Consider the following 12,003-nt stretch of genomic DNA (forward strand, 5'->3'; position numbering starts at 1 on the left):
CTCAACCCGCTATGCCGCCGCCATGATCGTCACTCGCTTCGCTCCCTCGCCCACTGGTCGGCTCCACGCCGGCAATATCCGCACCGCGCTGGTCAATTGGCTGCTTGCGCGGTCCAGCGGCGGCCGCTTTGTGTTGCGGCTGGATGATACCGACCTGGCGCGCTCCACCGCGGAATCGGCCCAGTCCATCCGGGACGATCTCGCCTGGCTGGGCCTGGCGCCTGACATGGAGGTCAAGCAGTCTGACCGATTCGACCGCTATGAAGACGCGCTGGCTCGCCTCGCCGCGCAGGGCAGGGCCTATCCCTGCTATGAAACCGCCGAAGAGCTGGAGCTGAAGCGCCGCGTTGCCCTGTCGCGCGGGCTGCCACCGATTTATGATCGCGCCGCACTTGCGCTGAGCGATGCCGACAAGGCGAATCTGGAAGCCGAAGGCCGCAAGCCGCATTGGCGTTTCCGGATGGATGAAACCGCCGATGTCGAGTGGCAGGACGGCGTTCGCGGCCATTGCCATTTCCCCGCCGCCGCGCTGGCCGATCCGGTGGTGCGCCGCGCAGATGGCTCGTGGCTCTACATGCTGCCGTCGGTGGTGGACGATATCGATCTGGGCATCACCGACATTGCGCGCGGGGAAGACCATGTCACCAACAGCGCCGTACAGCTGCAGATGTTTGCCGCACTGGGCGCCGCCGCCCCGCGCCTCGCCCACATGGCGCTGTTCACCGGCAAGGATGCGGCGCTGTCGAAGCGGCTGGGTTCCGAAGGGGTGGATGCTTGGGCAGCGCAGGGCATCGAGCCGGTGGCGGTTGCCGCGCTGCTCGCCCGGCTGGGCACCTCGCAGCCGGTGGAGCCGATGGCCCGCCTTGCTGATCTGTTGCCCGGCTTTGCGCTCAGCCACTTCGGCCGCGCGCCTGCCCGCTTCGATCCGGCCGATCTTGCCAGCCTGTCGGCCCGCTGCATCCATCACATGGCCCACGCCGCCGTCGCCGCCCGCCTGCCCGCCAGCATTGGCGAACGCGAATGGCTGGCGATCCGGCCCAATCTTGCCCGTCTTGATGAAGCCGAAGCCTGGCACCAGATCATCGCCGGACCAATCACTGCGGCCACTGATGAACCCGACTATCTGGCCACTGCCGCCGCCACGCTGGCCGGCCTGGACTGGGGCGATGATATCTGGAACCGCCTGATCGACGCACTGAAGGCCACCACCGACCGCAAGGGCAAAGCGCTGTTCCTGCCGCTGCGCCTCGCGCTTACGGGCCAGCCGCACGGGCCGGAAATGGCGGCCCTGCTGCCGTTGATCGGCCGCGACGAAGCGTTGCGCCGCTTGGCCCCGTGAAACTGCTGTTCCTCCACGGGCCACCGGCGGCCGGCAAATACACCATCGCCAGGGCCGTGGCGGATGCGACCGGGCTGCCGTTGTTTCACAATCACCTGATCGTCGATGCAGTGCACGCCGTCTTTCCGTTCGGCTCGCCGGGCTTCGTGGCGTTGCGCGAACGCTTCTGGATCGACGTGATCCGCGCCGCGGTCACCGAAGACCGCTCGCTGATCTTCACCTTCCAGCCCGAATCCAGCGTCTCTCCGGGCTTTCCCGAACAGGTGGCGGGCATCGTGGCGGCTGGCGGCGGCGAGACCATCTTCGTGCAATTGCGCCTCGATTTGGCCGGGCAGATATCCCGCATTGCCAATGACGATCGTGCCCGTTTCGGCAAACTGCGCGATACCGCCCTGCTTGAACAACTCCACGCCGATTTCGCCGCCTGCGAAGCCGCCATGCCGGCATCGGCGCTGATCATCGATACCGCCAGCACCGCGCCCGCCGACGCCGCCGCCCGCATCATCGCCCTGCTGACGGCCCCCCAGTCGAATTGACGCCCCTCTGGCCAAGCGCGCGCCGCGCCCCTATCTTGGCCGCTATGGCCTTTCTTGATCCCCCCGATGCCACCCAGCGCCGCAAGCGTTACTGGATCGCCGCCGGCTCCGTGCTGGCCACGACCATCCTGATGACGATGTTCCTGCTCGAATCGCGCTGGGGCTACATGAAGCCCGATTCGGTGATCATATATGCGCAAAGCTGGAAGGCAGACCGCAGCCGGGATGATGCCATCGCCGATGTGAAGGCGACAAAGGCCGCGCGCGAAGCCCGCTTGGTCGAAGCCCGCGCTGCCATTGCCACGCTGTCTGGCCAGGCGAAGATCGACGCGCAGAAACAATATGATGACTATGTGAAGGGCGGCGGCTTCAAGCGGGATCTGCCCTATGTCGCCGCCCAGCCGAGCGCTGAGGCCATTGTGCGCGTGCCGGCCCCGGCCGAGCCGCCGATCGAGTGAGCGCGAGCAGCGACGATTGGCGGTTCATGGGCGCGGCGCTGGCGCTGGCCAGCCGCGGCATTGGTACGACCTTCCCCAACCCATCAGTCGGCTGTGTGATCGCGAAAGATGGCCGCGTGGCTGGGCGCGGCTGGACGCAGCCCGGCGGCCGTCCGCATGCCGAAGCAGTCGCGCTGGCGCATGCTGGCGACGCAGCGAAGGGTGCCACAGCCTATGTGACGCTGGAACCCTGCGCCCATGTTAGCCCTCGCGGGCCCAGCTGTGCCGACAGCCTGATTGCCGCCGGCGTGGCGCGGGTGGTGATCGCCGCGCACGATCCCGATCCACGCACCGATGGCGATGGCGCGGCGCGGCTTCGGGCCGCCGGCATCGCGGTGACAACGGGCGTGCGCGCTGCCGAGGCTGAAGCGCAACTGGCCGGCTTCCTGACGCGCCTCAAACTGGACCGGGCGCACATCACGCTGAAACTGGCGGTGTCGCTCGACGGCGCCATCGCCATGGCCGACGGCCGCAGCCAATGGATCACCGGTGAGCGCGCCCGCGCTGCCGCCCATCTGGAACGCGCACGCGCCGATCTGATCGTGGTTGGTCGCGGCACCTGGGATGCGGATCAGCCCCGGCTGGATGTGCGCCTGTCTGGCCTCGAAACCTGCACGCCGCGCATCGGCGTTGTCGGGCGCGGTGACGGCCTGCCGGACCATGTCACGCATTTCCCCGATCTCGCTGCGCTCACCGCCGATCCGGCGCTGTGTGTGCTGGTTGAAGGCGGCATGGGCCTCGCCGCCAGCTTGGCTGCCGCCGATCTGGTCGATACGCTGATGCTGATGCGCGCGCCGATCCTGATCGGAGCGGGCCGCACGCTGGGCGACATTGGCCTGGCTGATCTGCGGCACGCCCACGGCCGCTGGGTCGCCGGGCCAGCGATGATGGTCGGCCCCGACCGCATTGAACGTTACGCACGGACACGTTAGGGCAGCCCCATGTTCACCGGCATCATCACCGACATCGGCACCATCAGCGCCATCGAGGAGCGCGGCGATCTGCGCGTGACCGTGCAGACGGGCTATGACACCACCGGCATCGCCATCGGCGCATCCGTTGCCAACAGCGGCGTGTGCCTGACGGTGGTAAGCAAGACCGCGAACAGCATCAGCTTCGATGTGTCCGCCGAAACCCTGCGCTGCACCGCCAGCGGCATGTGGAGCCAAGGCGCACGGCTCAATCTTGAGCGCGCACTCAAGGTGGGCGATGAACTCGGCGGTCACATCGTCACTGGCCACGTCGATGCCGTCGGCCAGATCGCCGCCATCACCGCGGAAGGCGATTCCAAGCGCTTCACCTTCCAGATGCCGGCCAGCGTCGCGCCCTATGTGGCGCCCAAGGGCAGCATCTGTTTGAACGGCGCGTCGCTGACGGTGAACGAGGTCAGCGATGATGATCTTGGCCACTGGTTCACGGTGAACATCATCCCGCACACCGCCGAATGGACCACCTTCGGCACCGCCAAGGCCGGCGACGAGGTGAATATCGAGATCGATGTGCTCGCCCGCTACCTGTTCCGGATGAACCAGCTCAAGTCTTGACAACGCAATGTGATGAGGGCATCCCGCCCTCACATTTCGATGTGAGGACATGATGAGCGAATCCCTGATTGCCCGACTGCGTGACCTGGTCGCCAGCGGTGAGGAATCAAAAGCCGGCATGGCCCGCGCTGCCGGGCTGCATGCCAACAGCTTGCGCGCGCTGGACGAAGCCGAGTGGAACCCGACCACAGACACGCTCCGGAAACTAGAAAACTGGCTGGCCGATCGCAGCAGCGGGCCGGCGCTGTCCCCCATCGAGGATATCATCAACGAGGCCCGCAACGGCCGCATGTATATCCTGGTCGACGATGAAGACCGCGAAAACGAAGGCGACCTGATCATCCCCGGCCAGATGGCGACGCCCGATGCCATCAACTTCATGGCCAAGTTTGGCCGCGGCCTGATCTGCCTTGCCTTGGCGTCAGAGCGCGTGAAGGCACTCGGCCTGCCGCTGATGGCGCAGCACAACGGCACCCGCCACAGCACGGCCTTCACCGTGTCGATCGAAGCCAAGGAAGGCGTCACCACCGGCATTTCGGCGGCCGATCGCGCCCGCACCATCGCGGTGGCCATCGATGCCGCCAAGGGCCCGGAACATATCGTTTCGCCCGGCCATGTCTTCCCGCTCGTCGCCCGCGATGGCGGCGTGCTGGTGCGCGCTGGCCATACCGAAGCCAGCGTGGACATCTCGCGCCTCGCCGGCCTCAGCCCCAGCGGTGTGATCTGCGAGATCATGAACGACGATGGCACCATGGCGCGCCTGCCCGATCTGATTCCGTTCGCCCGCCGCCACGGCCTGAAGATCGGCACCATCCGCGATCTGATCGCCTATCGCCACGCCCACGACCGGCTGGTGAAGTGCGTCGCCGAAACCAAGCTGGAAAGCTGGCACGGCGGCGAATGGCTGGCGAAAACCTATGCCAACACCGCCGAATATGGCGAGCACATGGTGCTGCAGAAGGGCAAGATCGAACCCGGCAAGCCCACGCTGGTGCGCGTCCACACCCAATCCATGTTCACCGACATGTTCGCCGAAAAGGGTGAGCGCGCCGGGCAACTCGGCCGCGCCATGGACGCCATCGGAGAAGAAGGCGCCGGCGTCATCGTCATCATTCGCGACGGCAGCCCCACCGCCATTTCCGAACAGATGCGTGCCAAGGGCCAGGGCGAATCCATCGTGCTGCGCGATTACGGCATCGGCGCGCAGATATTGGTTGATCTTGGCGTCACCGACATGATCCTGCTCACTAACCAGCACCGCAACATCGTCGGCATCGAAGGCTATGGCCTGCACGTTGTTGGCGAACGCGCCATTCCCCCCCGGAGCTGAATCTCATGCACATCCTGATCGTCGAAGCCCCGTTCTATACCCACATCGCCGACATGCAGCGCGACGGCGTGACCGAAGCCCTGAAAGCCGCCGGCGCCACCTACGACGTGATCACCGTGCCCGGCGCGCTGGAAGTGCCGGCGGCCATCGCCTTTGCCGACGCCAGCGGCGAATATGATGGCTATGTCGCGCTGGGCTGCGTGATCCGCGGCGAAACTTATCATTTCGAAGTCGTCGCCGGTGAAAGCGCGCGGGCCATCATGGCGCTCACGCTCGACGGTCTCGCCATCGGCAACGGCATTCTGACCGTGGAAAACGAAGCCCAAGCCATCGCCCGGGCCGACAAGACCCAGAAGAACAAGGGCGGTGAAGCGGCGGCCGCCGCGCTGGCCATGGTGGCGCTGAAACAGCGTTTCGCCTGAACCCCGGTTTGCCAAGTTCGTGCTTGGCCTTTGCGATGCCGTGATGGCACACTGATTGATAGGGTCGCGAACCGCTGTTTCCAGGGGGAGGCGCCGTCATGACCGATCCGCACACCATCCAGTCGATCGACGCCGCCGGACGGCACCAGGAATGCGATCTGATCATGAAGGGCGGGGTGACGAGCGGCCTCGTCTATCCCGGCGCCATCGCCACCCTTTCTGAAACGTTCCGCCTACGCAATATCGGCGGCACATCGGCCGGCGCCATCGGCGCGGTGGCGGCTGCAGCGATGGAATATGGCCTGCGGACGGGCAGGAACCCCAAGGCCCGGGAACGCATGGCCTGGCTGCACCAAGAACTGGCCCAGCGCACCGATCGGGGCGCCTCCCGGCTTGATGCCATGTTCTGCGGCGATCCGGGCGCCGCGCCGCTGCTCGATGCGCTGAAGGGCGCGCTCAACAGCCAGCCCGCCGCGATCCTGGGCCTGATCAAGGCCGCACTCCCCACATTGCCGGGCAACGCCCGCCGCGCGCTGTGGCTCGCCGCCGGGGCCACGGCCCTTGAAATGCTCGCCGGTGCCGGCCTCGGCTGGCTGCTCACCGCTGGCTGCAGCCCTGGCGTGCAGGGCTTCGCCACGGCATTGGCCGCCGTGGCCAGCCTTGCCTTCGCCGGCTGGTGGAACCTCAAGGCCAGCCTGGTGCAGGCGGTGCCGCTCTCGCTCGGCAGTCTCAACCGGCTGCTGCAGCCGATCGTGGCCAACGGCCTGGGCCTTGCCACCGGCTTCGCCTTGCCGACCCACACCTTCAACCAGCGCCAACTGCCTTCGCTCACCCAGTGGCTGCACCAGACCATCCAGCAACTGGCCGGCCTGCAAGAAAACAGCACAAGCGAGGTGCTGACCTTCGGCAAGCTGTGGTCGCTTGGCCTGTTGCCCGAACCCAGCGCGCTTGAACCGCGCGCCATCGATCTGGTGCTGGTGTGCAGCGATCTCAACCGCGTGCAATCCACCAGCTTCCCCTTCCTGTTCGACAACCAGCGGCTCTTCTACGATCCCGCCGAATGGGCACGGCTGTTTCCAGAACCGGTGCTGCAGGCGCTGGACGCCAACGCCTGGGCCGTCGCCAGCGGCACCCCCATCCCCGATGATCTGGGCTATGGCCGCGACGAGGTGGAAACGGCCGTGGCCCGCCTTGGCGATCTGGGCCAGCGGCTACGGCTGCTGCCCAAGGGCCGCCACATCCCGATCCTGGTCGGCGCCCGCGCCTCCATGGCTTTTCCCGGGCTGTTCACGCCGCTGCCGCTGTGGGTGTTGCGCTGGGTCGGCCAACCAGAAGTGCCGGAAGAACGCACGCCGTTCCTGTCGCGCCTCTATCTCTCCGATGGCGGCATCACCTCAAACTTCCCCATTCACCTGTTCGATGCCGTGGTCCCCAGCCGGCCCACATTCGCGATCAATCTTCTCTATCCCGATGATGATCTTTCCATCAAGGAATATGGCGTGCTCGACAGCGCAGCGATGCGCGGCAAGGCGGTGCCCGGCAATGTCCGCACGCTGGGCGGCACCCGTGCCGATACCGGCAGCCTGCAATTGACCGATCTGATCATGCCCTTTGCCGATGGTGATCGCGTTGCCTTCTACAAGGAACCGACCGCGGGCACCCCGTTGGCGCAACTGGCCGGGCTGGGCTTGCGCGTCGTGGAAACCGCCCGCACCTGGGGGGATGTCAGCCTCTACAACCAGGTCGGCATGCGTGATCGCATCATCCATGTCCGCCTGGCCGGCAACGAAGGCGGCTTCAACCTCAGCATGCCGGCCCAGACCATCACCGCGCTGAGCGACAAGGGCACATTTGCCGGCAGCGTTCTGGCGTGCCGCTTCCGCCACGATAAGCCCGTCGATCCGCTGGACGATCCCGCCGATCCACGCTTCACCCTCACGTGGGACAATCACCGCCGCATCCGGGTCGAAGGCCTGCTGGCTGCACAGGATCTGCTTGCCGGCCGGTTCAACGCGCTGTGGCCCGACAACAGCGGCCTTGTTGGCGATGCGCATTATCGGGCCGTGGCGCACGGGCTGGCCGGCATCGGGGCGCTGGCCGTGCCGGTCCCCGATCCGCTGGCCGGTGCCCTGCGGCCCTTGAATGTGCTGCGCATGCGCCCGTCCGGCAGCGACCCGCGCGCCAGCCGCCGCGCCTGACTCCCGCGACACACTGAAGCGCGGCGGTCTTGCCGCAGTGCACAATGAACAATGGGGGTCCATAGCGGCGCACGCCTGTTCCTCCGTTCAGGTTTGGCATGGGTGCCGTTCCAGCGATCCGACCCGCTTGCTCGGCACCCACGCCCCCTGCCGCCCCACGCGGGCGGCCCGGCTTCCCCCCAAATTGCCACGATGACAGCGCCGCCCTTTGCGCTTATGGCCAGCCGCCATGGCCGCGCTGTCCCATATTGATCACTGGATCTTCGATCTCGACAACACGCTGTACCCGGCGCACTCGGCGCTGTTCCCGCAGATCGATCGGCGCATGGGCCTCTATATCCAGCGCCTGCTGAATGTTGATCCGATCGAGGCGCACCGCATCCAGAAGGAACTGTATCACAGCCACGGCATGACGCTGCCCGGCCTGATGGCACTGCACAATGTCGATCCCCACGATTTCCTGGCCAATGTCCACGATGTCGATATCGACGTGCTGCGCCCGCACCCGGAACTCGGCGATCTGATTGCCCGCCTGCCGGGGCGCAAATATATCTTCACCAACGCCGATGCGCCTTATGCGGAACGCGTGCTGGAACGCCTGGGCCTCACTCACGCGTTCGACGGCCTGCACGACATCCACGCGCTGGATTATGTGCCGAAACCGCAGCCGCCGGCCTACACCCACATGTGCGCCGCCCACGGCATCAACCCGAAACGCGCGATGTTCGTGGAAGACATGGCGCGCAACCTGACGCCCGCCAAAGCGATCGGCATGACAACCGTGTGGATCGACAACGGCAGCGAACAAGGGCCGGGCAGCGACCGCGATCACATCGACTTCATCATCAACGACCTCGCCACCTTCCTGGGGCAGGTGCTGGAACAGGTGGAAACCGCATGAACATCGAAGCCATCATCAACGCCGGCTGGGAAGACCGCACGACCGTTACCAGCGCCACCCACGGTGAACTGCGCACCGCCGTCAACGCGGCGCTGTCGGCGCTCGACGCCGGTGAATTGCGCGTGGCGGAGCCGGACGGCACCACCCACCAGTGGCTGAAAAAGGCCGTGCTCCTGAGCTTCCGCCTGCACGATAACGTGGTGATGTCCGGCTTCGGTCATGCCGGCTTCTACGACAAGGTGCCGCTGAAGTTCGACGCGTGGGGCGACGCCGAATTCCGCGCCGCCGGCTTCCGCGCCGTCCCCGGTGCCGTCGTCCGCCGCGGTGCCTATATCGCGCCCGGCGCCGTGCTGATGCCTAGCTTCGTCAACATCGGCGCCCGCGTCGGTAAGAATACCATGGTCGATACCTGGGCCACGGTCGGTTCGTGCGCCCAGATCGGCGAAAATGTTCACATCAGCGGCGGCGCCGGCATCGGCGGCGTGCTCGAACCTCTGCAGGCCAACCCGGTCATCATCGGGGACAACGCCTTCATCGGCGCCCGCGCCGAAGTCGCCGAAGGCGTCATCGTCGGCGAAGGCGCGGTTCTCTCGATGGGCGTCTATCTGGGCGCATCCACCAAGATCATCGACCGCGCCACCGGCGAAATCCACATCGGCAAGGTGCCGCCCTACGCCGTCGTCGTCTCCGGCAGCCTGCCCGGCAAGCCGCTCCCCGACGGCGCGCCCGGCCCCAACCTCTATTGCGCCGTGATCGTGAAGACCGTGGACGCGCAAACCCGCAGCAAGACCGGCATCAACGAGCTTCTGCGCGACTGAACATGATTATGAGGCGGGGATCAGTCCCCGCCCCACAAGTCATCAGCAGGCGGGGGCTCAGGCCACCTTGAACCCTTCACGGTTCATACGGCTGGTCAGCGCCTTTTTCTCGTCCTCGGTCAGCATCGCCTGCAAGGTCGGGAACACCACGTCCTCCTCCTCGCGCACGTGCGATTCAAAGGCGGTGCGGATAGCGGCGACCTTTTCCAGGAAGCCTGGACCCTTCGCCTTGCCGATCATTTCCAACGCATACAGGCCCTGCTTCACCTCGAAATGATCGGTGTTCAGCGCTTCGGCCACATCGCTCTGGCCATGTTCGGCCACCACGCAGTAGCTCACATATTCTTCCTGCACCTGGTGCTTGCCCATGGCGTACTGCAGTTCGAGCACCAGCGCGGCGCGCTTGGCCAAATCCTCGTCCCGCGTGGCCGCGAGCTGCTCCAGCAGCGTTCGCGCGGCCTGATGCTCGGCCTTCAAGCCTTCGAACCAGTCGCCCGCGGCAAATGTCGCCGCTTGCGACGCCGCCTTGCGACCCGCCGAAACCATCATGCCCAGCCCGAAACCAGCCACCCCGGCCATCAAGGCCGATGTGCCGCCGTTGCCGATCGTCATCTTCCGTCCCATCGTGCGTGTGCTTGTATCCGTCATGGTGAATTCTCCTTTTCCCATGACCATCAAACCCGTGCCGCGCGCAGAAGTTCCAAAGGCCGGCGATGTTCGTCCGGCATTCCGGGCTGCCTGTCCCAGCGTGTATTTGTGCGCTGAAGGGAAAAGGAAAAGTCGGGGCCTCCGACGGGCAGGTTCGCAGACCCTGCACCCGTTTGTTTTCGGGCGACCCATTTCTCACAGCCAGTGCGACTACGACCTCGTGCGACAGGCTTGAAACAACGAAAGTGGGTGCAGGGCCTCAGGCCCTGCCCGCCGGAGGCCATTTCTTCCTATCGCCTTTGCCCCTTGCCATCCCGCAGCCGCCCCGCTTTGATGCCGGCAACAAGGGGAAACATCATGCGCACATTCATCGCCGCACTTCTGGCCGCCACCATCGCCGTTCCGGCCAGCGCTCAGGCGCTGCGGCCCGACCAGCAGGCGTTCCGCGCGCTCTACAAGGAACTGGTGGAGACCAACACCACCGTGTCCACCGGCAGTTGCAATCTGGCCGCCGAGCGGATGGCGACGCGGTTAAAGGCCGCCGGTTACACCGATGCCGATATCAAGCTGTTCCCCGGTTCCGCAGAACGCCCGCAGGATGGCGGGATGGTGGCCACGCTGAGGGGCAGTGATCCGAAGGCCAAGGCCATATTGCTGCTGTCCCACCTTGATGTGGTGGAGGCCAAGCGCGCCGATTGGGAGCGCGATCCCTTCACCTTCATCGAGGAGGGCGGCTTTTTCTATGGTCGCGGCGTGAGTGACGACAAGGCGCATGGCGCGATCTTTACCGATGCGATGGTCCGGCTGAAGCAGGGCAAGGCGCCGAAGCGCACGGTGAAGCTGGCGCTGACCTGTGGTGAGGAAGGCGGGCCCTACAACAGCGCCAAGTGGCTGGTGGAGGAGCATCGCGATTGGATCGATGCGGAATTTGCCTTGAACGAGGGCGGCGGCGGCAAGGCCGACGCGACCGGCAAGCCGATCAGCCTCGCCTTCCAGGCCGGCGAGAAAGTGTATCAGGATTTCACCCTGGAAACCCGCAACCCCGGCGGCCACAGCAGCCGGCCGCGCCCGGACAATGCGATTTATGAACTCGCCGCCGGTCTGGTGAACCTGGCGAAGAATGATTTCCCGGTGATCCTGTCGGACACGACGCGCGCCTATTTCGCCGAGATGGCCAAGCTGAGCGATGCGCCCACCGCTGCTGCCATCCGCACCCTGCTGGCCAATCCGGCCGACGCGGCTGCCGAAGCCATCGTGTCGAAGGATCCGGGCTGGCACTCAACGCTGCGCACCACCTGCGTGGCGACGATGCTGGACGCCGGCCACGCCCGCAACGCCCTGCCGCAGCGCGCCCAGGCCAATGTGAACTGCCGCATGTTCCCCGGTGAGAGCGTGGAAAAGGTGCGCGGGCAAATCGTGGCGCGGCTGCGCGACCCCACCATCACCGTCACCCCGCGCGCTTCGGAAAATCCGGAAAAGGCCGCGCCGCCGCCGCCGCTGTCTGACATGGTTTATGGCCCTGCCGTCGCGCTGGCGACCAAGCATTTTCCCGGCATTCCGCTAATCCCCACCATGTCCACCGGCGCCACCGATGGCCGCTATCTCAACGCCGCCGGCATGCCGACCTATGGCATGCCCGGCCGCTTCGGCATGCCCGATGGCAATGGCGTCCACGGCCTCAACGAGCGGATTTCCGTCGCCGGCGTGATGAAGGAACGCGATTATCTGTTCGATCTGATCACCGCCTACGCTGCCAAGTAAGGACAAACC

The 12,003-nt window shown here is 65.9% G+C and carries 12 protein-coding genes; 11 read left to right on the forward strand and 1 reads right to left on the reverse strand.

Annotated elements, in window-relative coordinates; genetic code table 11:
- Nucleotides 1–22: 22 nt before the first annotated feature.
- The 10 genes from gltX (at nt 23) to dapD (ending at nt 9,585) form a co-directional block, all read left to right on the forward strand.
- A complete protein-coding gene (gene gltX, locus G566_RS0105105) occupies nt 23–1,339 on the forward strand; it encodes a glutamate--tRNA ligase (protein ID WP_029131280.1) in 1,317 nt (438 codons plus the stop codon).
- Entirely contained in the window at nt 1,336–1,875 is a 540-nt protein-coding gene (locus tag G566_RS0105110; RefSeq protein ID WP_022679601.1) for a P-loop nucleotide/nucleoside kinase family protein, read from the forward strand. Before gltX ends, G566_RS0105110 begins: the two co-directional genes overlap by 4 nt.
- Nucleotides 1,876–1,919: 44 nt before the next feature.
- On the forward strand, nt 1,920–2,333 hold the full coding sequence (locus G566_RS0105115) for a hypothetical protein (protein WP_022679602.1): 414 nt from the start codon (nt 1,920–1,922) through the stop codon (nt 2,331–2,333).
- 26 nt (nt 2,334–2,359) lie between these two features.
- Nucleotides 2,360–3,304 (forward strand): bifunctional diaminohydroxyphosphoribosylaminopyrimidine deaminase/5-amino-6-(5-phosphoribosylamino)uracil reductase RibD, encoded by a 945-nt coding sequence (gene ribD, locus G566_RS0105120; RefSeq protein ID WP_040605441.1) that lies wholly within the window; start codon nt 2,360–2,362, stop codon nt 3,302–3,304.
- Between the two features lie 9 nt (nt 3,305–3,313).
- Nucleotides 3,314–3,916 carry a riboflavin synthase gene (locus G566_RS0105125; RefSeq protein WP_022679604.1) on the forward strand — a complete coding sequence of 201 codons (603 nt, stop codon included), beginning with the start codon at nt 3,314–3,316 and terminating at the stop codon, nt 3,914–3,916.
- A 52-nt stretch (nt 3,917–3,968) separates the two neighbouring features.
- The gene (gene ribB, locus G566_RS0105130) at nt 3,969–5,246 is read left to right on the forward strand and encodes a 3,4-dihydroxy-2-butanone-4-phosphate synthase (protein WP_029131281.1); all 1,278 of its coding nucleotides are present in this window, start codon (nt 3,969–3,971) and stop codon (nt 5,244–5,246) included.
- 5 nt (nt 5,247–5,251) lie between these two features.
- A complete protein-coding gene (locus G566_RS0105135) occupies nt 5,252–5,668 on the forward strand; it encodes a 6,7-dimethyl-8-ribityllumazine synthase (RefSeq protein ID WP_022679606.1) in 417 nt (138 codons plus the stop codon).
- 98 nt (nt 5,669–5,766) lie between these two features.
- The gene (locus tag G566_RS0105140) at nt 5,767–7,866 is read left to right on the forward strand and encodes a patatin-like phospholipase domain-containing protein (RefSeq protein WP_022679607.1); all 2,100 of its coding nucleotides are present in this window, start codon (nt 5,767–5,769) and stop codon (nt 7,864–7,866) included.
- Between the two features lie 229 nt (nt 7,867–8,095).
- Nucleotides 8,096–8,767 (forward strand): pyrimidine 5'-nucleotidase, encoded by a 672-nt coding sequence (locus tag G566_RS0105145; protein ID WP_022679608.1) that lies wholly within the window; start codon nt 8,096–8,098, stop codon nt 8,765–8,767.
- Nucleotides 8,764–9,585, forward strand: a complete 822-nt coding sequence (gene dapD / locus G566_RS0105150) for a 2,3,4,5-tetrahydropyridine-2,6-dicarboxylate N-succinyltransferase (RefSeq protein ID WP_022679609.1) — start codon at nt 8,764–8,766, stop codon at nt 9,583–9,585. Before G566_RS0105145 ends, dapD begins: the two co-directional genes overlap by 4 nt.
- Before the next feature lie 57 nt (nt 9,586–9,642).
- Here dapD and G566_RS0105155 read toward each other — a convergent pair whose 3' ends face one another.
- Complete coding sequence (locus tag G566_RS0105155; RefSeq protein ID WP_029131282.1) at nt 9,643–10,233, reverse strand: hemerythrin domain-containing protein; 591 nt, start codon at nt 10,231–10,233, stop codon at nt 9,643–9,645.
- A gap of 357 nt (nt 10,234–10,590) precedes the next feature.
- Here G566_RS0105155 and G566_RS0105160 point away from each other — a divergent pair, with 357 nt between their 5' ends.
- Nucleotides 10,591–11,994 (forward strand): M20/M25/M40 family metallo-hydrolase, encoded by a 1,404-nt coding sequence (locus G566_RS0105160; RefSeq protein ID WP_022679611.1) that lies wholly within the window; start codon nt 10,591–10,593, stop codon nt 11,992–11,994.
- Nucleotides 11,995–12,003: the final 9 nt, after the last annotated feature.

The organism is Sandarakinorhabdus limnophila DSM 17366 (assembly GCF_000420765.1).
Classification (GTDB): Bacteria; Pseudomonadota; Alphaproteobacteria; order Sphingomonadales; family Sphingomonadaceae; genus Sandarakinorhabdus; species Sandarakinorhabdus limnophila.